At 34.0% G+C, this 21465-nt stretch carries 23 protein-coding genes and 1 tRNA gene; 8 read left to right on the top strand and 16 right to left on the bottom strand.

Annotation, left to right across the window (positions count from 1 at the left end; translation table 11 throughout):
- Positions 1–21: 21 nt before the first annotated feature.
- From FLP_RS06205 to FLP_RS06195, 3 genes are read right to left on the bottom strand one after another with little or no spacing between them, the layout of a single operon-like run.
- The gene (locus tag FLP_RS06205; protein ID WP_065448652.1) at positions 22–375 is read right to left on the bottom strand and encodes a hypothetical protein; all 354 of its coding nucleotides are present in this window, start codon (positions 373–375) and stop codon (positions 22–24) included.
- Between the two features lie 22 nt (positions 376–397).
- On the bottom strand, positions 398–994 hold the full coding sequence (locus FLP_RS06200) for a hypothetical protein (protein WP_065448651.1): 597 nt from the start codon (positions 992–994) through the stop codon (positions 398–400).
- A complete protein-coding gene (locus tag FLP_RS06195) occupies positions 981–1409 on the bottom strand; it encodes a hypothetical protein (protein WP_065448650.1) in 429 nt (142 codons plus the stop codon). The genes FLP_RS06200 and FLP_RS06195 overlap by 14 nt, the downstream gene beginning before the upstream one ends.
- 339 nt (positions 1410–1748) lie before the next feature.
- Here FLP_RS06195 and FLP_RS25410 point away from each other — a divergent pair, with 339 nt between their 5' ends.
- Positions 1749–1925, top strand: a complete 177-nt coding sequence (locus FLP_RS25410; protein WP_165606650.1) for a hypothetical protein — start codon at positions 1749–1751, stop codon at positions 1923–1925.
- A 75-nt stretch (positions 1926–2000) separates the two neighbouring features.
- Here FLP_RS25410 and FLP_RS06190 read toward each other — a convergent pair whose 3' ends face one another.
- Complete coding sequence (locus FLP_RS06190) at positions 2001–3371, bottom strand: hypothetical protein (protein WP_065448649.1); 1371 nt, start codon at positions 3369–3371, stop codon at positions 2001–2003.
- Between the two features lie 330 nt (positions 3372–3701).
- Positions 3702–3778 (bottom strand) — tRNA-Ala (locus FLP_RS06185).
- 148 nt (positions 3779–3926) lie between these two features.
- Here FLP_RS06185 and FLP_RS06180 point away from each other — a divergent pair.
- From FLP_RS06180 to FLP_RS06170, 4 genes are all read left to right on the top strand, one after another.
- Positions 3927–4691: an enoyl-CoA hydratase/isomerase family protein gene (locus FLP_RS06180; protein WP_065448648.1), complete on the top strand. Its 765-nt coding sequence runs from the start codon at positions 3927–3929 to the stop codon at positions 4689–4691.
- Positions 4692–4792: 101 nt separating this feature from the next.
- Positions 4793–4969, top strand: coding sequence for a hypothetical protein (locus FLP_RS25405; RefSeq protein WP_165606649.1), 177 nt, complete (start codon positions 4793–4795; stop codon positions 4967–4969).
- A 31-nt stretch (positions 4970–5000) separates the two neighbouring features.
- A complete protein-coding gene (locus FLP_RS06175) occupies positions 5001–5453 on the top strand; it encodes a 6-pyruvoyl trahydropterin synthase family protein (RefSeq protein ID WP_065448647.1) in 453 nt (150 codons plus the stop codon).
- A gap of 111 nt (positions 5454–5564) precedes the next feature.
- A complete protein-coding gene (locus FLP_RS06170) occupies positions 5565–6308 on the top strand; it encodes a UDP-2,3-diacylglucosamine diphosphatase (protein WP_065448646.1) in 744 nt (247 codons plus the stop codon).
- Here FLP_RS06170 and FLP_RS06165 read toward each other — a convergent pair whose 3' ends face one another.
- From FLP_RS06165 to FLP_RS06130, 8 genes are all read right to left on the bottom strand, one after another.
- On the bottom strand, positions 6309–7517 hold the full coding sequence (locus tag FLP_RS06165; protein ID WP_065448645.1) for a cytochrome c3 family protein: 1209 nt from the start codon (positions 7515–7517) through the stop codon (positions 6309–6311).
- Positions 7518–7600: 83 nt separating this feature from the next.
- Complete coding sequence (locus FLP_RS06160; protein ID WP_065448644.1) at positions 7601–7957, bottom strand: hypothetical protein; 357 nt, start codon at positions 7955–7957, stop codon at positions 7601–7603.
- A gap of 163 nt (positions 7958–8120) precedes the next feature.
- Positions 8121–9044 carry an alpha/beta fold hydrolase gene (locus FLP_RS06155; RefSeq protein ID WP_065448643.1) on the bottom strand — a complete coding sequence of 308 codons (924 nt, stop codon included), beginning with the start codon at positions 9042–9044 and terminating at the stop codon, positions 8121–8123.
- A 3-nt stretch (positions 9045–9047) separates the two neighbouring features.
- Positions 9048–10328 carry an MFS transporter gene (locus FLP_RS06150; protein ID WP_065448642.1) on the bottom strand — a complete coding sequence of 427 codons (1281 nt, stop codon included), beginning with the start codon at positions 10326–10328 and terminating at the stop codon, positions 9048–9050.
- Positions 10318–12018 (bottom strand): single-stranded-DNA-specific exonuclease RecJ, encoded by a 1701-nt coding sequence (gene recJ, locus FLP_RS06145; protein WP_065448641.1) that lies wholly within the window; start codon positions 12016–12018, stop codon positions 10318–10320. Before recJ ends, FLP_RS06150 begins: the two co-directional genes overlap by 11 nt.
- 239 nt (positions 12019–12257) lie before the next feature.
- The gene (locus tag FLP_RS06140) at positions 12258–12602 is read right to left on the bottom strand and encodes a HopJ type III effector protein (protein WP_065448640.1); all 345 of its coding nucleotides are present in this window, start codon (positions 12600–12602) and stop codon (positions 12258–12260) included.
- Between the two features lie 94 nt (positions 12603–12696).
- Complete coding sequence (gene rsmI / locus FLP_RS06135) at positions 12697–13428, bottom strand: 16S rRNA (cytidine(1402)-2'-O)-methyltransferase (RefSeq protein WP_065448639.1); 732 nt, start codon at positions 13426–13428, stop codon at positions 12697–12699.
- Between the two features lie 139 nt (positions 13429–13567).
- The gene (locus FLP_RS06130; RefSeq protein WP_065448638.1) at positions 13568–14656 is read right to left on the bottom strand and encodes a hypothetical protein; all 1089 of its coding nucleotides are present in this window, start codon (positions 14654–14656) and stop codon (positions 13568–13570) included.
- Between the two features lie 236 nt (positions 14657–14892).
- On the opposite strand from FLP_RS06130, the gene FLP_RS06120 reads away from it, so the two are divergent.
- Positions 14893–15483 carry a thymidine kinase gene (locus FLP_RS06120; RefSeq protein WP_065448636.1) on the top strand — a complete coding sequence of 197 codons (591 nt, stop codon included), beginning with the start codon at positions 14893–14895 and terminating at the stop codon, positions 15481–15483.
- Positions 15484–15503: 20 nt separating this feature from the next.
- On the top strand, positions 15504–15950 hold the full coding sequence (locus tag FLP_RS06115) for a hypothetical protein (RefSeq protein WP_065448635.1): 447 nt from the start codon (positions 15504–15506) through the stop codon (positions 15948–15950).
- Between the two features lie 702 nt (positions 15951–16652).
- On the opposite strand, the gene rpoN is transcribed toward FLP_RS06115, so the two are convergent.
- The 3 genes from rpoN to asnS form a co-directional block, all read right to left on the bottom strand.
- A complete protein-coding gene (rpoN, locus tag FLP_RS06110; RefSeq protein ID WP_065448634.1) occupies positions 16653–18113 on the bottom strand; it encodes an RNA polymerase factor sigma-54 in 1461 nt (486 codons plus the stop codon).
- Positions 18114–18224: 111 nt separating this feature from the next.
- Positions 18225–18620: a GxxExxY protein gene (locus tag FLP_RS06105; RefSeq protein WP_065448633.1), complete on the bottom strand. Its 396-nt coding sequence runs from the start codon at positions 18618–18620 to the stop codon at positions 18225–18227.
- Between the two features lie 194 nt (positions 18621–18814).
- Positions 18815–20263 (bottom strand): asparagine--tRNA ligase, encoded by a 1449-nt coding sequence (gene asnS / locus FLP_RS06100; protein WP_065448632.1) that lies wholly within the window; start codon positions 20261–20263, stop codon positions 18815–18817.
- A gap of 282 nt (positions 20264–20545) precedes the next feature.
- Here asnS and FLP_RS06095 point away from each other — a divergent pair, with 282 nt between their 5' ends.
- Positions 20546–21304: a hypothetical protein gene (locus FLP_RS06095; protein ID WP_065448631.1), complete on the top strand. Its 759-nt coding sequence runs from the start codon at positions 20546–20548 to the stop codon at positions 21302–21304.
- The last annotated feature ends 161 nt before the right edge of the window (positions 21305–21465 follow it).

The raw sequence follows: 21465 nt of genomic DNA, 5'->3' as shown, positions 1-21465 counted from the left end.
TCAGGCAGGTTAGTTTTTTATTTATTCTGAAATAATTATAAAGAAATATACAATTGACAATACTAATATAACTGCACCAATAGTGAGAAGTATATCGTCATGAACGGTTTCGATGCTTTTTTTTGCCAAATAAAAGCGATTAAATAACATGCCAATTTCGTAGCAAACCAGGAATGCGATTATGGTTAATATGCCATAAAGTTTTTCTAATCCACCGCTTCCGCTAAAGGCTCCTTCGTGCGCAAACCAGCTAACTATGAGAACCAACGGAACAATTAATAAGGCTGATTTTATAAGTATTGGACTGCCTTTCCATAACAGTAATATGATCATTGCTATTATAGGCACGAGTAACCAACGGAGTAATAGTGTCATATTGTTTTGTTTTTAGTTCAATTCAATTTGTTTTTATGTTCAAGACTTCCCCGGTATTTTTGTTGAAGGTAATGGTTTTGTTTGGGCCGCCATAAAATAGAGTAAGCGTAAGTGTGCTATCAGTTTCGTGATTAAAAATAATATCTTTTGCTGTTCTGATTTTTACATTTAGATTATCGTTCATGAGTTGATAATCAGTACTTTTTAATATTCTTTTTTCCAATAAACCGTGTTTTTCTATTACTTCAAGCCACGGTGGTGCCATTGCGCTGTAGCTTACAATTTGCGCCCTATATTTTTCATTTAGATTTCTATCCATCATTAATCCTAATGGTGTAGTCGAAAGTATCCATGCGTAAAAAGGCATCATCAGAGGTAAAATACTCAGTATTATGGCTAATATAATTCCTCCCAAAAGTAATTTTGCCATAATTTTTTTCCAAAACACTACAATCACCACAAAGCTGGTTAAAAACCACAGCCAGTAGAGAACCACATCGCTGTAATAGCCTCGTAAACTAATGAGTTTATAATAGTACAACAGGCAATCTATTGCCAAAGACAAACTAAGAATTAGATAAACTCTTAAAACTATTGTTGATTTTTTATTTTGGTTCATGACTTTTTAAGATATAATTTAAACCAAATATTGTGGGAATTGATAAAATTAAGACCGGCAAAATTGAAACCGAAAGGGTGTAATAAATTTCTTCGTTGAAAGTATAGGTGCTCCACGACGATTCGCGATCGACAAAAATGCTATAATTCCAGAAAAACCAAACTGAAATTAAGAACATGAATTGAATGGTGACTTTTAAATATTTGTTTTTAATGAGGGAAAGAAAAAGAAATACAATGGTCAAAAAGATAGTTGTAAACAATGAAATTAAATAAGCATCATCAAAAAACGAAGCATCAGGATTGCCACTTGACATCCTGTCCGAAAGTTCGCCAACAGCCCAGTAAATTTCTAAAAAGGTACTTATGAAGAATAGCAAGCCAATTGATAAAGGCTTTTTTAGATTTTTAAGCATTTTCGTGAGGGCGACACTGAAATTATTAGATGATGTATTCACGGTATTTGAGGTGTTGTTTTGTAAAGGTTTTTAGTGAATTAAAAACCAAATGCCTTTTTGCAGATATAAATATAAAGAAAAATGTTTCTAATAAAACTAAAAACTTCTCGTTTAGCCCTGATCGAAACGGCATCCTTTTTCCTGCTTCTTTAGCAGGGAAAAGATACAGTGGAGAGCAGGACTAATGTTCTTTTTGAAAACTTGGGTTTCTGCTCCTGAATTTTATGATACTTCAGGTTTAACGTTTTGATAATGTTCTACAAGTTTAAATCATTAACTTTAATAAAAATTAGCGTTATGGATATCAATTGGATAATAATAGGAATTGTAGTTGCGGTGGCGATTATTTTAGTGGTATTGACTACAAAAAAGAATCAGAAAGAGAAAAAGAAGTTAACCGATTTACTGAACAATGATTTTAAGAAACCCGAAGAAGACGAACCGGATTTTGACAACAATGCGAGTGAAAAATAAGAAATCAAGAACCAATTGATAAACTGACTCTTGATTTCTTTTATAATTTTGTGTAACGGTTGGGCTTAATAATATTTATTTTATGGATTTAAAAAGTGTTTCGATTGTTGCTGTTTTTTGGTTCAGCACAATCAATTGACTTTTGTCGTTTAATAAAATCATGTTTGCAAATTCCTTGTTGGCATTGGGGTTCCAGTTTTTTAATTCCGGGAATTCATTTTTTAATAGTTTGATCTTTTCGGCACTGTTTTTTGAGATGACGATCACTTTTGTAAGCGATGTTGTTTTCATTTTTTCAATGCTGCTTTTTGTAATTTGATATTCTTCTTCGGTTCTGGAACGATAACGATACATTTTTCTTATCGCATTGATGTCTTCTTTGTTTTCGGTTAGAACATATCGGTAACTCATTATGTTATTGAGTTCGTTTATCCATTCCGGAAAATTTACTTCGTAGAGATTGATGTAACTGTCGATAAAGTTTTTATCCATAGGTTTCTTTTGGTCAATATATTCTGTTACTAAGGGATAAATTTGCTTTGCCATAAGACTGATGTATTTTTTATTATACCAGTCTTCGGAATCCATTTTTCCGTCTAGTTTTTCGTAAACATAACCGTTTCCTAATGCGGTTGCCAAAGCTTCGTTCATAAGCTGATAGGCGTAATTGCTGTATTTTGATTTGCTTTCTTTGAAATAGCGATCAATTTGGGTTTTTACTTCAAGTGATTGCTCGTCATAAATAATATGATACGTTTCGTGCAGCATTACACTAAACAAATCTTTATGCGATTTTAAGTCGGTTTGTACTGCGCTAATAAAGTTGTTGCAGAATGCTTGTGCTGTAAATCCCTGAGAATTGGGAAGGGGATAAAAAGCTATTTCGAAAGGAATTGAATTGTCCCAGCTGGAATTGTAAAATGTTAATCCTGTTTGAAAATAGTTTTCGATACTATGCTCGTTAGAATATTTTTTAATTTCTTCGATTTGTTTTTCGAATTTTTCTTTATTGGGATTATAGATTAGTTCGTTGTAAATTGGGGTAAATGCTGAAATGCTTTCGGCAAAATCACTCAGCGTTTTACTGGAAATAAAGCCAATAGTTCGAAGTTTGAAATCTGTTAGGTTTTCGGTTTCAATCAGATTTTTTTTCACGATATCTTCTGTTTGCATTGTTTTTTTGGAGCCAAACGGATATTCGTCAAATGGATAACTGTAGTAAATATTTAGTTTATCGAAGTTTGAAATGATGGTTTTGTATTTTTCTGTATTGTATTTTGATTTTTCAAATTCAGTTTTGAAAACATTTTCAGGGTAATTCTCTGAGAGACTTTGCAGAAAAACAAAAACTGCCAATTGCTCAGAATATTTAATCTTAAAAGTTGGTTTTTGAGCAAATGCTAGGGTTGTCAAAAATAAAAATAGTAGTAAGATTTTATTTTTCATACGGTCAGTTCTGGTTTATGTTATTGGTTGTCTGTTTTGTAAATGAAGCAAAATGTTCTTTTATGCTGAAATTTGTTTAATGTTATATAGACGATTTGTTTGAAGAATTGTTACAGAGGTTAAATTATACTAACTAATTATTTTTTACCGCAGAGAACGCAAAGATTTTTATTTAAGAGTGATTTTCAATGCAAAAGTTCACAAAGCTAAATCAATACAAAGCTTTGTGCGTCTTAACTTATTTTATAAAAGGAATAGCAAAAATGTTGCAGTATAGTTTGTACCAAAAAGAAAAGCACTTACAAATGTTATGTAAGTGCTTGATTTTACTGGTGGAGAATACCGGATTCGAACCGGTCACCCCTTGCCTGCCAGGCAAGTACTCTAGCCAAATGAGCTAATCCCCCTTTTTATAATGCGTTGAAAAATTAAATAAACCTAATCCCCCAAAGCGATAGCAAATAAAGTCAATTAATTTTCAAAAAACAAATTTCAAATCACGTTCAGGTAAAATTATTTTTCAAAACCGTAACTTTACGATCAAAACTATTTTTTATGAGTTTAGAAAATCAAAATGGTTCTTTGGAAACTATCTTTAATAATGCTGTTGCAACAGTGCAATTTGGTCATCCGGCGAGTAATTCTTTTCCAAGACAATTGTTGGATCGATTAACAGCCGAAATTAATTCTTTAAGCCTTAACGAAAATGTGTCTGTAATTATTTTACAGAGCGAAGGATCGAGAGTGTTTTGCTCAGGTGCTTCGTTTGATGAGCTTTTGCAGGTAGAAAATGAGGAGCAGGGAACTGAGTTTTTCTCTGGTTTTGCTCATTTGCTAAATGCCATGCGCAATTGTTCTAAACTTATTATCGGTCGTGTTCAGGGAAAAGCTGTTGGCGGCGGTGTCGGAATTATATCGGCTTGCGATTATGTTTTGGCAACTCCTGAAAGTGCTGTAAAACTATCAGAATTAGCGATTGGTATTGGTCCGTTTGTGATTGAGCCAGCCGTTTCGCGCAAAATAGGAAAAGCTGCAATGGCCGAAATGACGCTAGCTGCACAAGAATGGAAATCTGCTGAATGGGCTTTAGCACATAAATTATTTTCGGAAATTCATAAAGCAGAAGAACTTGATAGTGCAGTGGCCAATTTTGCCCAAAAATTGAGTTTGTATAATCCTGAGGCTTTGCAGGAAATGAAGAAAATCATTTGGGAAGGAACAGAACATTGGGAATCATTACTTATAGAACGTGCTGCGATTACCGGAAAATTGGTTTTATCTGATTTTTCAAAAAAGGCTTTGACGCAGTTTAAAAAATAAAAAAAATAAAATTCCAAATAGGAAATTCCAAATTCGATATAATTAAGTTTTTATTGGAATTTGGAATTTTAAAATATTGGAATTTATTAAATTTATAACTTATGACAATCATTTCATTATTTCAAAAAGTCGATGTTGCAGAGAAAATTAAAACAGCTCCTGATGGCAGTTATCAGATTGGAGTGATCATCGGATCGTTTATTCCTTTCGTCGTTTTGATTCTAATTGCATATTGGATGTATAACAGAGCTAAAAAAAGAGACGAAAACGGTTATTAATTTGTAAATTTGCAACCTAAAATTCAAATCGATGAGTAATATCAGAATTACAAAGCAATTTAGTTTCGAAACCGGACATGCTTTGTACGGTTACGACGGAAAATGCAAAAACGTTCACGGACATAGTTATAAATTATCGGTAACGGTTATTGGTTCGCCAATCACAGATCGATCGAATGTAAAGTTCGGAATGGTAATTGATTTTTCGGACTTAAAGAAAATTGTAAAAGAAGAAATCGTCGATCAGTTTGATCATGCAACGGTTTTTAACGAAACTACACCTCATATCGAATTGGCAAATGAATTGAAAAATCGTGGACATCACGTAATTTTAGTTGATTATCAGCCAACAAGCGAAAACATGGTAGTTGATTTTGCAGATCGAATTATTGCACGTTTACCAAAAGATATTTCTCTTTTCTCACTTAAACTTCAGGAAACAGAATCATCGTTTGCCGAATGGTACGCATCTGACAATATCTAAAAATTAAATTCCAAATTCCAATTCTATGACTTCGTTCAGAATGACAAAAGGTTAAGTCTAATAATCTAAGAAGTCTAGTATTCTAAGAAGTCTAACAATCTAATAATCTAAATGAAAAAAGTATATTTCGCTTCTGATCAGCATTTTGGTGCTCCAACGCCTGAGTTGAGTTTGCCGCGCGAACAAAAATTTGTCGCATGGCTCGATGAGGTGAAACAGGATGCGGAAGCTATTTTTTTATTAGGTGATTTATTCGATTTTTGGTTCGAATATAAAACAGTTGTTCCAAAGGGTTTTGTGCGGGTTTTAGGCAAATTGGCGGAAATTCGCGATAGCGGAATCCCGATTTATTTTTTCGTGGGAAATCACGATTTATGGATGAACGATTACTTTCAAACCGAATTGAATATTCCGGTTTATCATGATAACAAAGAATTTACTTTTAACGGAAAAACATTCCTGATTGGTCACGGCGACGGAAAAGGTCCTGGTGATAAAGGCTATAAACGAATGAAAAAGGTTTTTACAAATCCGTTTTCTAAATGGCTTTTTCGTTGGCTGCATCCTGATGTTGGCGTAAGTCTGGCTCAATATTTATCAGTAAAAAATAAACTCATTTCAGGTGCCGAAGATGTAAAATTTTTAGGCGAGGAGAACGAATGGCTGGTTTTATACGCCAAACGCAAACTCGAAACCCAACATTACAATTACTTTATTTTTGGTCACCGCCATTTACCCATGATTATTGAGGTTGGCCAAGATGCCAAATATGTAAATTTAGGTGACTGGATTGGTTATTTTACCTATGGTGTGTTTGATGGAGAAACTTTTGAACTTAAAAAATTCGGGGAATAATTATTTTTTATTACCTGAATAAATTCCAATTTTGTGTGTTCTTAAAATATAATTCGACATTTGTTTGCTGTTAGAAATTTGAAATTTAATAGCATTAGACATCTTTTTTGGCATATGGCATTCAACGCAATTATTAGCCAGTAAACTTCCGGACATTGTTTTTAAAGTTGTGTCATTATGTTTTAAACCCTGATGGCAGCTCATGCAAATTTTAGAATAGGAGGCTAAATTTTTAGACGCATTTTCATGTGGATTATGGCAAGTAATACAATCCATTTTTTCGCTTTTGATAAAACATTTACTTTGCGACATTAAACGAAATTGATTTCCATGTACGTCAAATGTTGTGTCATTAGGGTCTCTGGTACTTCTGTAAAATTCAGATAAATTATCTCCAGGCTTAAAATCAAAGCGGGATTTCATTTTCATTCCGTCATTTCCTGCATGACAAAGTGCACAGGCATCTAACTTTTGTTGTCTGTTTAATGTTTTATAACTTACAATGCTATTGGCTACTTTTATATCTGGATTTTTCAGATGAAATTCTGCATGTTTTTTTGCAGGTCCGTGACAGCGTTCACAGTCAATTCCGTAAACAATTGTTTTTTTATTAATTACATCTTCAACATCTGCAGATAGAAAATTTACTTCGTCAGATTTCTGATTTACGCTCCTGCTGCTAATATTTGAACTGTGGCAGGCATAGCAATCTCTCTCTATTTTTCGGTCAAAATAGGGCTTTTCGGCAGGAAATCCAGGACTTGTTGCCCAGTTATTTATAGCATTATAATAGGAAAGCGGCAATTCGTAAGTATTGTTGTTTCTCCAATAAACCGATGTTTGTGCGTGTTTGCTGCCAAAAACAATTTCAAATCGATGGGCCTGAACTTCTTTTCCATTTTTATATAGAACCTGATAAAGACTGTCGTTACGTTTTTCCATGACCAGCTTAGTATCTTTATCATAAATAAAAGTATGATTGCCCTTGTCGAAATTACCTAAAACATTTCCTGAAATTGCGGGAGCAGTAGCTTTAAAGTGAGAACTTTGCAAAGACATATTGTATTGTACCTGATGGCACTGAATGCAGCTTTCGGAACCGGCATAATCGGTTCCGCGAGGATCAATGTAGTTGTCAGATTCGTTTTTGCAGCTTGCGAAAAAAGCGATCAAAATAACAACGGCAAAAAGAATGCGTGTTTTTTTCATTGCTGTAAATATACTTTTTTTTGTATAAAATCAAAATATATTTCAATAATGAAAAAATGTTGTTAAAATATTTAGAATGTGCGTTAATTTAATCCGGCTCCGTAAACATATTCGTCTAGTTCAATCCTGAATAATGAACCTTCAACCAGATCTTTAATCGATTTTAATTCTTTTACAGAAACTGCTAAATCGATCGAATCGCATGGCGTTTTAAGTAAAAATTTATGACATGAGTTTTTTAATTCACAAGCTTCACAACAAGCATTTTCGATCATGCTGCCCTCAATTAAATCGCAAAAATAATTTAATTCCTGTACTGTAAAATAGAATCCGGTTTCCTTAAAAACCAATTGTATTTTATCAGTTATAATTTCGTTATCCTTTTTCCAGTAGAAAGCAATGCCAAAGTTGTTGTGGTATAATTGTTCTATTTCTCTCATTATAAATTCCTTTATTACAACAAATATAAATATTATTTATATTAATTCTAAATAAAAAAGTCATAAAGTTTAGAAAATTACAAACGATATAAATGGTATGAGAAAAATTTAAGTTAAACCCTTTTTTTTAAATGAACTTATATCACTTATATGGTTTAAAACTTTATTTAAGCCATTTTTCGATATGAGATAAAAACTCTTTTTGTTGATCTACAAATAGATAGTGCGAACAATTATCCAGTAAAGCAAAATGATTTTTACCCGCTAAATTCCTAATAGAGCTAATTTGTTTTGTTGAAAATACGCCATCTTGTTTCCCGTAAATCGCATAAATAGGAATGCCTTTGCTTTTTATTTTATTTAAAAAAGGTCTGCTGTCAATATTGTTTTGTTTTTCGTTTTTATAGAAAAGTACCGGAGCATTTTTATTTCGGATATTGGTTTGATAAAAAATACTTGCATCATAATCTGCATATAGCTTTTTAGATTCGGCAGTTGGATTTGGTATTTTAAAGAAATTATTTTCTCCGGCAAGTTCAAAACATCCTTTTCGATATTCGGCAGAATTTTTATCAAGTTTTTCAACAAGAGCCACTTTATCGAGTTTGGCCAAATCATTCTTTGCAGTATATATTTTTTTAACCGAATCCAAAATATGGTTGTACGTTTCCTGTTGAGAAAATAAAGCTCCAGCCAAAATAAGATTACTTACATTTTGAGGGTATTTCTCGGTATATAAAGTTGCTACCAATCCGCCAAAACTGTGCGCAAGAAGTGTGGCTTTCTTTAAATTATACTTTTTGTAAATTGCATTTAAATCCTGAAAAGCTTCATCATAAGTAAATTTCGCCTCAGGATCTGCAGATCTTCCTTCACCTCTTCGATCGTAAGCTATGACAAAAAAACCTTTCTTTGATAGTTCTTCTGCAGTATTAGTGCCTTCAAAAAGTGTAGCATTGCCGCTTGGACCGCCATGAATAAAAATAATGGGCTTGTCGTTTTTGTTTCCGTAGGTTTTAATATAAAGTGTTTGGCTGCTAACTAGCAATGAAATGGAAAGCAACAATAATAAAAATATTTTCTTCATTTGTTATTCCATGTTTTGATGATCTTCCATGTCTTTACGAAGATCTAAGTTTCTAAAAGTAGGAGATTTTAAACCAAAGCCTAAAACGGTCAGTAAGGTCATACTTCCACCAAAAACCACCGAAATAACGGGTGTCATTAATTTTGCTGTTAAACCACTTTCAAAAGCGCCTAATTCGTTGGATGATCCTACAAACATTGAGTTTACGGCAGCGACACGACCACGCATATGATCTGGAGTTTTAAGCTGTAAAATAGTTTGGCGAATTACAACCGAAATTCCGTCAGCAAGTCCACTTAAAAATAATGCGAATACAGAAATCCAGAAAATAGTGGAAACTCCAAATAGAATAATCGATAATCCAAAAACAAAAATGGCTCCTAAAAGTTTCATTCCCGCTTTTTTGTATAAAGGAACATAAGCTGAAATCATCATTGTGATAAAAGCACCAACTGCCGGAGCAGCTCTTAAAACACCAAAACCTTCTGGACCAACTTTTAAAATATCCTGAGCAAATACAGGTAATAACGCAACGGCTCCGCCGAAAAGAACGGCAACCATATCAAGTGAAAGCACTCCTAAAATCGTTTTATTATTAAAAACGAACTTTAAACCTTCTTTAAGGCTTTCCATAATGGGTTCGCCTATTTTAGGATTCAGGATTGGTTTTTTACTGATTTGGGATAAAGCAATTAAAGCAAAAAGCGAACACGCAAACACAGAACACATCGACCAGTGAACCCCAATATAATTGATAGAAAATCCGGCAATTGCAGGTCCTAAAACTGACCCAATTTGCCAAACCGAACTGCTCCATGTTGCAGCATTAGGATATACTTTTTTGGGTACAATTAAAGATAAAAGCGAGAATATAGTTGGCCCTAAAAAAGCACGAACCAGTCCGCCAATAAAAACTAAAAAGTAAATCGAATATAATATGGCTCCAGTAGACCAACCGTTAACAATTTTTGGCCAGGTTAGTAAAAAAAGTCCAAAGCTAATTACCGAAAACCCAAGAATACATTTTACCAATAAACCTTTTTTCTCTCGCTGATCGACCATATGTCCGGCAAATAATGCCATACCAACGGCAGGAATTACTTCCATTAAACCAATAAGTCCTAGAGAAAGCGGATCTTTGGTTAGACTATACACTTCCCATTCAATAACAATAAATTGCATCGACCAGGCAAAAACCATAGCGAAACGCAATAGTAGAAATACATTAAATTCTCTGTAACGTAACGCCTGATAAGGATCTTGCTTGTTTGTTTTAGTTGTCATTTGTTCTAATGTCTTTAAGCATAAGTTGGGTAGAAACAGTTCCGTTCCATTCGTTTTCAGCTAAAGAATAAGCTAACTGAAAAGGATTTTGATTTTTTACGATGTTTATTTTTTTGCCAAGGCCAAAACCTATGGCGGCAATTCCGTCTGAGCTGTTCTGTTTTACAAAAAGTCTCAAATGTTCTTCATCTGCACCTAAAGTTTTAGCGTAGCCCGTGTCTTTTGCATTTTTCGTCATAAAAACGGGTGTCATGTTCAGGGGGCCAAAAGGCTCAAATTGTTTTAAAATCCGGATTAGTTTTGGTGTAATGTCACTAAAATTAATTTCGGCATCAATTTCAATTTCCGGAGTTCGCATTTCAGGTAAAATGGTTTCCTCGACTTGTTTTTCAAAAGCATCTTTAAAGGTTTTATAGTTTTCAGCTTTCAAAGTCATTCCAGCTGCATACATATGGCCTCCAAATTGTTCTAAATGTTGCGAACAGGCATCAAGAGCGTTATACACATCAAATCCTTTTACAGATCTTGCAGATGCCGCATATTTATCGCCGCTTTTGGTAAAAACCAAAGTAGGTCGATAATAAGTTTCGATTAATCTTGAAGCCACAATTCCGATCACGCCTTTGTGCCAGTCTTCCTGAAAAACAACTGTTGAAAATCGTTCTTCTTCCTGATTTTGTATAATTTGCTGAAAAGCTTCTTTAGTAATTTGTTTGTCGAGATCTTTTCGGTCTGAGTTGTATTGCTCTATTTCGGATGCAAATTGTTGTGCTTGTTCAAAATTAAATTCCGTCAATAATTCAACCGCATGATTACCGTGTTTGATTCTTCCGGCAGCATTTATTCGGGGTGAAATAATAAAGACAACATCAGTTATATCAAGTGTTTTCTTTTTTACCTGATGTACCAAAGCTTTAATTCCGGGTCTCGGATCTGCATTGATAACCTGCAAACCAAAATAAGCCAAAACTCTGTTTTCGCCTGTTATGGGTACAATATCGGCTGCAATTGCTGTTGCAACCAAATCCAGATACGGAACTAAATCTTCTATTGTTTCATTTCTGTTTGTTCCTAAAGCCTGAATCAATTTAAAACCCACGCCGCAACCGCACAATTCATCGTACGGATAAAAACAATCCTCTCTTTTTGGATCCAGAATTGCAACGGCATCCGGAAGAAATTCTCCGGGGCGGTGGTGATCACAAATAATAAAATCGATGTTTTTTTCTTTCGCGTAGGCGATATGATCAATAGATTTTATTCCGCAGTCTAGTGCTATGATTAATGAAAATCCGTTATCATCAGCAAAGTCAATTCCTTTAAAAGAAATTCCGTAACCTTCGGCATAACGATCCGGTATATAAGTGGCAATATTGGGATAATGCGATTTTAAATAAGCCGAAACCAAAGAAACGGCAGTCGTTCCGTCGACATCATAATCGCCAAAAACCAAAATGTTTTCCTGGTTTTCAATCGCTAATTCTATTCGTGCAACCGCTTTATCCATGTCTTTCATCAGGAACGGATCGTGAAGATGTTCTAGCGAAGGGCGAAAGAAATTCTTAGCGTCTTCAAAAGTTGCAATGCCACGCTGAATCAAAAGTGTTGCTACAAAATCTTCTACATTAAGGGCTTGTGCCAAATGTTTGACTTGATCTTCAGAAGGTTTTGGTTTTAATGTCCAACGCATTTTTTTATTGTAGATTTTTGATTTTAGATTTTAGATTGAAGAAATCGAAAATCGTTTAATCTGATATTTATTTTTTTTGCCACTCCCGATAGCTAATCGTGATAAATGATTTTAAGGATTTTTTAATCTGTGCTAATCTTTTAATCTGTGGCAAATTTCCTGTTTTAACTTTAATGCGGTCTTTTAGAGTGTATTAGTTTTCAAAAAAAATTCTAAAATCTACACTCTAAAATCTAAAATTATTTCAACTCCAAAGCATTTCCTTCAAACTGAATTCCGTCCCAGCCTAAGTTGATGAAATTTCTAATGTTTTGATGATTCGTTCCATTGGGATCTCCTAAAACTTCTTCGAAATAAAAAGCTCCAAAACAGGCTAAAGTTTCGTCTTTGCTTAAGTTTTGCAGTTTTGCGAAAGAGAATAATTTACAAGAACCTGAGTTTTCTCCCGCTGCATTATGCTGCGTTCCGTTCTGGAAAGCAGTTGGGGTAAAGTTGTAATTTTCCTCGATTACTGCAATAGTTTCAGGGAATGTTATTTTGTTTGGAGTTTGTTTTACTTTTTCTAAAAAGGCTTGGATGCTCATGTTGTTTGATATTAGTTTTTTTGCCACGAATTTCACTTACAATTTGAATTCAGCTTAAAAAATTTGTGATAATTTGTGAAATTTGTGGCGAAAATTATTCTTCTTCTTCTTTTTCATCATCCTTAGAAAATTTACTTTTCTTAGGTTCTTTTATTATTGTTTTTCCGGCAACCACAACGACAATTTCGCCGCGTGGCGCTGTTTTTTCAAAATGGGTTAGAACTTCTTTTGCGGTTCCGCGTACGTTTTCTTCGTGTAGTTTTGATAATTCTCGTGAAACGCAAACTTGCCTGTCTTCGCCAAAATATTGAATAAACTCAGCTAAAGTCTTAATGAGTTTATGTGGAGAAACGTATAAAATCATTGTTCTGGTTTCTTCGGCTAAAGCCAAAAAACGAGTCTGTCGGCCTTTTTTATCAGGTAAGAAACCTTCAAAAACAAATTTGTCATTTGGCAGTCCGCTGTTTACCAAAGCCGGAACAAAAGCTGTTGCTCCTGGTAAACATTCTACTTCGATTTTATTTTCTACGCAAGCGCGTGTCAATAAAAAGCCCGGATCTGAAATTGCCGGAGTTCCTGCATCCGAAATCAAGGCGATAGTTTCGCCGGCTTTCAAACGCGCAATCAAATTCTCGGTTGTTTTGTGCTCATTGTGCATGTGATGGCTGTGCATGTGCGTGCCAATTTCAAAATGCTTTAACAATTTCCCACTCGTTCTGGTGTCTTCGGCCAAGATCAAATCGACTTCTTTCAGAATCCTGATGGCACGAAAAGTCATGTCTTCAAGATTGCCAATTGGCGTTGGAACGATATATAATTTAGACATATTTTTTTATATTATGAAACGAATTTACTTCGTCTGTTCGCTGTCGCTCGAGTCACGAATTAATACAGATTGCAGGTGCTTTTTAAAATTTCACAAAGAAGAAATTCGTTTTAATTCGTGAAATCTGTGTTTTGCTTTTTTATGAGAATTTTTTCTCTACAATTCCCAGGAAACGTTCTGCGTAATCGTCTTTTCCTTCCCAATTGTTATAATCCGGTTTTACCATGTTTTCGATAAATTCCTGAGCTTCGTTGTAATTGTCAAAAGTCAATAACTGATTTAGAACACGGCTATAGTCTTCAGAACTGTTTCCGAAAAGGTTTTTTGTAAAAGCAATTCGGTCGTTCAGATCGATATGAAAACCTTTTGCCAACTTTTCATTCAAAGTAACTGCCTTTGCCTCTGTTGGTTTTTCTATAACAACAGGTTCTATAATTTCTTTTTTCTCTTTAAATTCATTGACCACCGGAGCAGGAGTAGAAGCAACGTTTTCGAAACTATCTACTTTTACAAATTGAGCGTCGGCATAATTCAATCCAAAATCTTCAAACGAGATTGTCATAGGATTTGGAATTGAAATTTCTGCTTTAGGTTCTTCTTTTTCCGGTTCTTTTTCTTCTGGTTTTTCCAATTCAAAAAGAGGTACAAAATCGGGGATTGGTTTTAAATCGCTAACTGTTGTAAAAGAAAGTTCTTCAGCAGGCTGTGTTTCTTCTTTAGTTTCGACAATTGGTTCCTCAGTTTTTTCAGCAACAGGTTCTTCGACAACTTCAGCAACTGGCTCGGCAACAGTTTCGATGATAGGTTCCGTAGTTATTTCTTCAGGTACTTCTGCGACAATTTCTTGCCCAGAAATCTCTTCTGCCGGAATTTCTTCCGCAACAGTTTCTTCAGTTTCTTCAGTTTCTTCTGCTTTGATTTCTTCTGTAGCTTCTGGTTCAGCTACAGTTTCAATTGGAGTTTCTTCCACTGCAACCGGCTCTTCGATTTTAACTTCTTCCGGAATTGTTTCTTCTTTGTCAAAAATAGATTCAATTTCGGTACTAATTTCGCTGTGACCAATTGTTGGTTTCAAAGTGTCGAAATTTTCATCTACAAACTTTAAAATCGCTAATTTCTCGTATAACTTCTGAGTTTCAAGATACAATTGATTGATATCGGATTTTTTTTTTATTTTTAAAATTCGATGTGCAATGCTGATTAAATCGGCTTCCAATTTTTTTTTCATAACTGTTGAAATTATAGTGAATAGGGTATTTTAGTATATTTTGTATTTGAATGTCTTTATTACCGGTAGAAATCTAAAAGATATTTTTTTATTTCTGTTAATAAGCGTTTGCGAATCTCCGATTTGATAAAAATTTTCTACTTTTGAAAAAGTGAAAAACAACGATTTTTCACGTCGATTTATTACCAGTACAAAGTAATAAAAACTATTCATTTTTAAAGGTAGAAAAATACAAAATGTTTCTCGAAAATACAGTAAATCACAAAGAACAATTTGGTTGGATTGAAGTTATTTGTGGATCAATGTTTTCGGGTAAAACCGAGGAGTTAATCCGCAGATTAAAACGCGCCCAATTTGCCAAACAAAGAGTCGAAATTTTTAAACCCGCAATTGATACCCGCTATCATGACGAAATGGTAGTGTCTCATGATGCTAACGAAATTCGTTCTACTCCGGTTCCGGCCGCAGCCAATATTGCTATTTTGGCACAGGGTTGCGATGTTGTAGGAATTGATGAAGCGCAATTTTTTGATTATGAGATAGTTACAGTTTGTAATGATCTTGCCAATCAGGGAATTCGTGTGATAGTGGCAGGACTTGATATGGATTTTAAAGGAAATCCTTTTGGCCCAATGCCGGCACTTATGGCAACTGCCGAATATGTAACTAAAGTTCATGCCGTTTGTACCAGAACAGGAAATCTGGCAAATTATAGTTTTCGTAAAACAGATAACGATAAGTTGGTCATGCTGGGTGAAACGGAAGAATACGAACCGTTGAGCCGTGCTGCCTATTACAATGCGATGAAAAAAAATCAGGAGAAATAAACTTATTTAAGCCTTAGACAATGCAAGACAAGAAGAATAAAAGAAAACAAAATATCTTATTATTAGGTGTAATTGTAATTGCGGTGGCTTTAGCTGTTTATTTTCAGTTTTTTCTTTCTGAAAATAGAGGAGAAGTAAAAGTCGAAGTAACAGAATTGGTTGCGAAATACAATAAAAATTGCCCGCTTAAAATTCAGGAAGGTATTCGATTAGATAGTGTCAGCTTACCTAATTTACCACAAGAAAGCGTGGTTCAGTATAATTTGACATTAACGAATGTGGAAAATGAAACAGCAGAGATTGATGTTATACAAGCGGAAATCGAAAAAAGTTTAATAAGTACTGCTAAAGCAAATCCGGGACTTCAGGTTTTTAGGGATAATGATTACTCGCTGGTTTATAGTTACAAAGACAAAAAGAAAACTTTTTTGTTTGATGTGAAAATATTACCGGATCAATATAAATAATTTAGCTATTCTGATATAAAACAAAACCCGACAGATTTCAGAATCTGTCGGGTTTTGTTTTTTCTCGCATATATCGTGTATAAACTGGACTGAAGTCCAGCCCTACAATATAATATGTTCCTCCGGAACTATAAAGAGCCTTAGGCTCGAGCCATATTTTAGGGCTGGACTTCAGTCCAGTTTATTTAGTGAAAATGATTTTTCAAATCTTCCGAATGATATAAATAATTATACAAATTCTTGTAAATAACAAACCCGACAAATTCAAAAAATTGCCGGGTTTTGTTTTTTGTGTAAAATCAAATGATAATGTTTTGTCTAAACTGGACTGAAGTCCAGCCCTACAATATAATATGTTCCTCCGGAACTATAAAGAGCCTTCGGCTCGAACCATGTTGTAGGGCTGGACTTCAGTCCAGTTTATTTAGTGAAATTGATTTTTCAAGTCTTCCGAATGATATAAATAATTATACAAATTCTTGTAAATAACAAAACCCGACAGATTCGAAAAATTGCCGGGTTTTGTTTTTTGTGTAAAATCAAATGATAATGTTTTGTCTAAACTGGACTGAAGTCCAGCTCTACAATATAATATGTTCCTTCCGGAACTTGAAAGAGCCTTCGGCTCGAACCATATTTTAGGGACGGATTTTGATCCGGTTTAATTTGAATTACGATTGATTATATTAAATTTTCAAAAACCTAAATCTTCTTCCTCATTCTCGCTACCGGAATATCAAGTTGTTCGCGATATTTGGCGATAGTTCTTCTGGCAATCGGATATCCTTTTTCTTTTAAGATTTCTGCCAGTTGATCGTCTGGTAAAGGTTTCTTTTTGTCTTCTTCTTCAATTGTGTTTTTAAGAATCTTTTTGATTTCTAAAGTCGAAACATCTTCACCCTGATCATTTTTCATAGCTTCAGAGAAGAATTCTTTGATTAGTTTCGTTCCGTATGGTGTCTCCACATATTTACTGTTGGCTACACGCGAAATTGTCGAAATATCCAAACCAACCATATCCGCAATGTCTTTTAAGATCATTGGTTTTAGTTTGGTTTCGTCGCCATCTAAGAAATATTCTTCCTGATAATGCATAATCGCATTCATGGTCACAAAAAGTGTTTCCTGACGTTGTCTTATCGCATCGATAAACCATTTAGCCGAATCCAGTTTTTGTTTAATAAACTGAACCGCATCTTTTTGTGCCGATGATTTATCACGAGAATCTTTATACGTCTGCATCATTTCCTGATAATCCTTAGAAACGTGCAGGGAAGGAGCATTTCTTCCGTTTAAAGTCAATTCCAGTTCGCCATCAACAATTCTGATTGCGAAATCAGGAACAACATTTTCGGTTACTTTATTATTTCCGGTATAAGATCCTCCCGGTTTCGGGTTTAGTCTTTCGATTTCATGAATCGCTTTTTTAAGCTGTTCGTTCGAAACACCATATTTTTGAAGCAGTTTATCGTAATGTTTTTTGGTAAAAGCATCAAACTGATTTTCGATAATATCAATTGCTAAATCAACATATTCAGTTGGAGTTTTATGCTTCAATTGCAACAACAAACATTCCTGCAAATCACGTGCTCCAACCCCTGAAGGTTCAAGCTCATGAATGACCTGAAGCATTTTTTCGACCATTTTCTCATCTGTATAAATACCCTGAGTAAATGCCATATCGTCTACAATATCCGGAACGCTTCTGCGGATGTAACCCATGTCATCAATACTTCCGACAAGGAATTCCGCTATTTCGCGTTCTTCATCATTCAAAATAAAAGTATTCAGCTGATTGATTAAATCCTGATGAAAGCTTATCGGCGAAGCAAAAGGAGTTTCTCTTTCTTCGTCTTCACTATAATTATTCACCTGAGTTTTATAATCCGGAGTATCGTCGTCGCTTAGATATTCGTCAATGTTAATATCGTCTGCTTCGATTCTGTCGCCTTCGGCATCATCATAATCATCGTATTCTTCATTAGCGAATTCATCCGCTTCGTATTCATCTTCTTTACCAGCTTCCAAAGCCGGATTTTCGTTCATTTCTTCTAATAAACGTTGTTCAAAAGCTTGCGTAGGCAATTGAATTAACTTCATCAGCTGAATTTGCTGTGGAGATAATTTTTGTGATAATTTTAAATTTAAAAATTGCTTTAGCATAATAAGGCACTAATTTTTTTAGCCACTAAGACGCGAAGGCGCAAAGTTTTTTTGTTTTTGCCACGAAGTCACAAAGACACAATGGCTTTATTTTGGTTTTAAATTGAATGTTTAATACTTTCTTTTTGTGTTTATAAATCTTTTAATACCATTTTTGATTAGTGGTACATTGAAATTAATTAAAAAGCCTAAATCTTTATTTAGCAATTTTAATTGACTTATAATTTGTGCTTCCCAAACTGGATTCATTTGTTCAACTGCTTTTATTTCTATAATTATAGAATCTTCAATCAACAAATCTAATCTTAATCCTTCTTGAAATTCAATTCCGTCATAAAAAATCGGAATATCAACTTGCCGTTTCACATCAAGACCTGCTTTTGCAATTTCATGAGCCAAACAAACTTCATAAACTCTTTCTAATAATCCTGGTCCAAGTTGTTTGTGAACTTTAAATGCTGAGTTTACTACTATTTTTCCAATTTCTTCTATTCTTTCAGAGAGCATATTTTTATGGGTTTTGCCACGAAGGCACAAAGACGCGAATTTAATTTTCTTTTTAAAGACATAATCTTAAAAAATAAAAATACATGATTGACTTACTTTGTGTCTTCGTGGTATTTTTATTTCTTTTAGAGTCTTTAGCAAAATTTATAAAAAAAACTTTGCGCCTTTGTGCCTTCGTGGCAAATTCCTTTTTTCTAAAATTCCGCATTTCCCGGAGTTCTCGGGAAAGGAATTACGTCTCTAATGTTTGTCATACCTGTTACAAACAATACCAAACGCTCAAATCCTAATCCGAAACCTGCGTGAGTTGCAGAACCAAATCTTCTGGTATCTAAATACCATGATAATTCTTCTTCGTCAATTTCCAGAGCTTTCATTTTTTCGATTAGAACATCGTAACGCTCTTCTCTTTCAGAACCACCAACAATTTCTCCAATTCCAGGGAAAAGGATATCCATTGCACGAACCGTTTCTCTTCCTGGCTCCGTATTGTCGTTCAAACGCATGTAAAACGCTTTAATGTTTGCAGGGTAATCAAACAAGATTACCGGACATTTAAAGTGTTTTTCAACCAAATAACGTTCGTGTTCTGATTGTAAATCAGCTCCCCATTGGTTGATGATATATTGAAATTTTTTCTTCTTGTTTGGAGTTGAATCTCTCAAAATATCAATTGCTTCAGTATAAGAAACACGTTTGAAGTTGTTCTCCAAAACGAAGTTTAATTTTTCCAGTAAAGCCATTTCGCTTCTTTCTGCCTGAGGTTTTGATTTTTCTTCGTCTAAAAGTCTTCCTTCTAAGAATTTTAAATCATCCTGACAATTATCCAAAGCGTATTTTATAACGTACTGAATAAAATCTTCAGCCAAATCCATGTTGTCATCAAGATTGTTGAAAGCAACTTCAGGCTCAATCATCCAAAACTCAGCAAGGTGACGAGAAGTATTAGAGTTTTCAGCTCTAAAAGTTGGTCCAAAAGTATAAATCTGACCCAAAGCCATTGCGTAAGTTTCACCTTCTAATTGTCCCGAAACTGTTAAGTTCGTTTCTTTTTCGAAGAAATCTTCTTTATAATTTACTTTTCCGTCTTCAGTTCTTGGCGTGTTGTCAAAAGGTAAAGCCGTAACCTTAAACATTTCTCCAGCGCCTTCAGCATCCGATCCGGTAATGATTGGCGTATTTACATACACAAATCCTTTTTGTTGAAAATAGTTGTGAACCGCAAACGATAATACCGAACGCACACGCATAATCGCACCAAACATATTCGTACGAACACGTAAATGTGCATTTTCGCGTAAGAAATCTAAACTAGGTTTGTTTTTTGGCTGTATCGGGAATTTTTCTGCATCAGAATCTCCTAAGATCTCCAATTTGTTCACCTGAATTTCGTATTTCTGGCCCGCACCTTTACTTTCGATCAAAGTACCAATTACAGAAATAGCAGCTCCAGTAGTAATTCTTTTTAAAGTTTCATCCGGTGTATTTTCAAAATCAACAACACATTGTATATTATTAATGGTAGAACCGTCATTAAGAGCGATGAACTGATTATTTCTAAAAGTTCTCACCCATCCTTTTGCATTAACCTCCTGAAGCGTCGTCGTACTGTTTAATAAGTCTTTAACTTTTGTGTGTTTCATTTTAATTTTAGATTTTAGATTGCTGATTTTAGATTAAAATCAAATCAGTGTTTTTATATCGAGTTGCAAATATAAACGATAATAATTAATTTTTGAAGCTGTTTCCTGCTATCCGCTATATCTTTATGTTTTTAAAGAAAAAATATAAAGGATGCCGCTTTTATCTGGGCTAGACTATAGTGGGATTACATTTCTTCAATAAAATTTGTGTTAAACAACATATACCACATCATTTGTAAGATTATTTGGTTATTTTTATAATGATTCAAAATTTATAAGTAAATGAAAAAAATTAAAATTTTCTTTATAATAATTACAGTATTTCTTTTTCAATTTGTTCATAGTCAGAATTCAATGGAGTTACAAGCGCAGAAGAAGCCTAATCCAAAATTAATTTTAGATAAAGATTATTTTTTACTTGGAACTTTATCAGATTATTTAGGTAGGCAAAAGTCGTATAGAAATGATGATTTTGTTGATGGTTATTATGAAGGCGAAACTTTATTAATGTCATATATTATAAAAATTCACAGTGATGAATCCCCTGAATTTATTATTGAAAAAAATCAATACCCATATAATAATATAGAAGATATTTTAAAATCAAAAAAAATATCAAAAAAGATAAATTCTTTTTATAATTATAAAAATGATGGAGGCTTTAGAATGGATGAAAGTATTTATAAACTTAAAGGAAAAGAATTTAGAAAAAGCTTAGATGAATTTTCTAAGAGTACTGAGCCTAAAGATACTGTTTATACAGGGACGATCAAGGCTAATCTGTTTAAAACTGACTTGCAAAAAATCTCGTTTATCACAGGAGTTTATACCCGTTTTGGAGAATCAAATGAAAACAGATATTGTATTAAATTGTATAACTCTCTTAGTAAGTATGAAAATTGTATATTAATATTGGAACAGTTAAAATGTGAGAATATAGAAAAGGTAATTATAGACAATATTCCAACAAACCAATTAGTTTATTTCAATCCGAGTGATGAATTAAAAAAATATCTTGACGCATATAAGTTTTTAAAATAGGCGGATAGTTTACATTTTGTCTTTGCGAGGACGTAGAAAACACACTATGATGAGGCGCTTGATTAGCCAAATGATGTTCCTCCTTCCTCTGAATGACAAGATTACGTTGAAACTATAAAACTGCCACGAATTCATGAACTAAAATTAAATCAATTCAGTCT

This window comes from Flavobacterium piscis, from assembly GCF_001686925.1.
Lineage (GTDB): Bacteria > Bacteroidota > Bacteroidia > Flavobacteriales > Flavobacteriaceae > Flavobacterium > Flavobacterium piscis.
Note: the sequence above shows the minus strand (reverse complement) of the source record. Positions and strands in the feature narration are given on the sequence as shown.

Bases quoted from the DNA above. Each gene is read 5' to 3' on its own strand.
- FLP_RS25405 (WP_165606649.1), top strand. From the start codon at position 4,793: ATGACAATCATTTCATTATTTCAAAAAGTCGATGTTGCAGAGAAAATT.
- FLP_RS06140 (WP_065448640.1), bottom strand. From the start codon at position 12,602: ATGAGCATCCAAGCCTTTTTAGAAAAAGTAAAACAAACTCCAAACAAA.
- FLP_RS06130 (WP_065448638.1), bottom strand. From the start codon at position 14,656: ATGAAAAAAAAATTGGAAGCCGATTTAATCAGCATTGCACATCGAATT.
- asnS (WP_065448632.1), bottom strand. From the start codon at position 20,263: ATGAAACACACAAAAGTTAAAGACTTATTAAACAGTACGACGACGCTT.
- FLP_RS25410 (WP_165606650.1), top strand. From the start codon at position 1,749: ATGGATATCAATTGGATAATAATAGGAATTGTAGTTGCGGTGGCGATT.
- FLP_RS06190 (WP_065448649.1), bottom strand. From the start codon at position 3,371: ATGAAAAATAAAATCTTACTACTATTTTTATTTTTGACAACCCTAGCA.
- FLP_RS06205 (WP_065448652.1), bottom strand. From the start codon at position 375: ATGACACTATTACTCCGTTGGTTACTCGTGCCTATAATAGCAATGATC.
- FLP_RS06170 (WP_065448646.1), top strand. From the start codon at position 5,565: ATGAAAAAAGTATATTTCGCTTCTGATCAGCATTTTGGTGCTCCAACG.
- FLP_RS06115 (WP_065448635.1), top strand. From the start codon at position 15,504: ATGCAAGACAAGAAGAATAAAAGAAAACAAAATATCTTATTATTAGGT.
- FLP_RS06095 (WP_065448631.1), top strand. From the start codon at position 20,546: ATGAAAAAAATTAAAATTTTCTTTATAATAATTACAGTATTTCTTTTT.
- FLP_RS06175 (WP_065448647.1), top strand. From the start codon at position 5,001: ATGAGTAATATCAGAATTACAAAGCAATTTAGTTTCGAAACCGGACAT.
- FLP_RS06160 (WP_065448644.1), bottom strand. From the start codon at position 7,957: ATGAGAGAAATAGAACAATTATACCACAACAACTTTGGCATTGCTTTC.
- rsmI (WP_065448639.1), bottom strand. From the start codon at position 13,428: ATGTCTAAATTATATATCGTTCCAACGCCAATTGGCAATCTTGAAGAC.
- FLP_RS06195 (WP_065448650.1), bottom strand. From the start codon at position 1,409: ATGCTTAAAAATCTAAAAAAGCCTTTATCAATTGGCTTGCTATTCTTC.
- rpoN (WP_065448634.1), bottom strand. From the start codon at position 18,113: ATGCTAAAGCAATTTTTAAATTTAAAATTATCACAAAAATTATCTCCA.
- FLP_RS06120 (WP_065448636.1), top strand. From the start codon at position 14,893: ATGTTTCTCGAAAATACAGTAAATCACAAAGAACAATTTGGTTGGATT.
- FLP_RS06150 (WP_065448642.1), bottom strand. From the start codon at position 10,328: ATGACAACTAAAACAAACAAGCAAGATCCTTATCAGGCGTTACGTTAC.
- FLP_RS06165 (WP_065448645.1), bottom strand. From the start codon at position 7,517: ATGAAAAAAACACGCATTCTTTTTGCCGTTGTTATTTTGATCGCTTTT.
- FLP_RS06155 (WP_065448643.1), bottom strand. From the start codon at position 9,044: ATGAAGAAAATATTTTTATTATTGTTGCTTTCCATTTCATTGCTAGTT.
- FLP_RS06200 (WP_065448651.1), bottom strand. From the start codon at position 994: ATGAACCAAAATAAAAAATCAACAATAGTTTTAAGAGTTTATCTAATT.
- FLP_RS06180 (WP_065448648.1), top strand. From the start codon at position 3,927: ATGAGTTTAGAAAATCAAAATGGTTCTTTGGAAACTATCTTTAATAAT.
- recJ (WP_065448641.1), bottom strand. From the start codon at position 12,018: ATGCGTTGGACATTAAAACCAAAACCTTCTGAAGATCAAGTCAAACAT.
- FLP_RS06105 (WP_065448633.1), bottom strand. From the start codon at position 18,620: ATGCTCTCTGAAAGAATAGAAGAAATTGGAAAAATAGTAGTAAACTCA.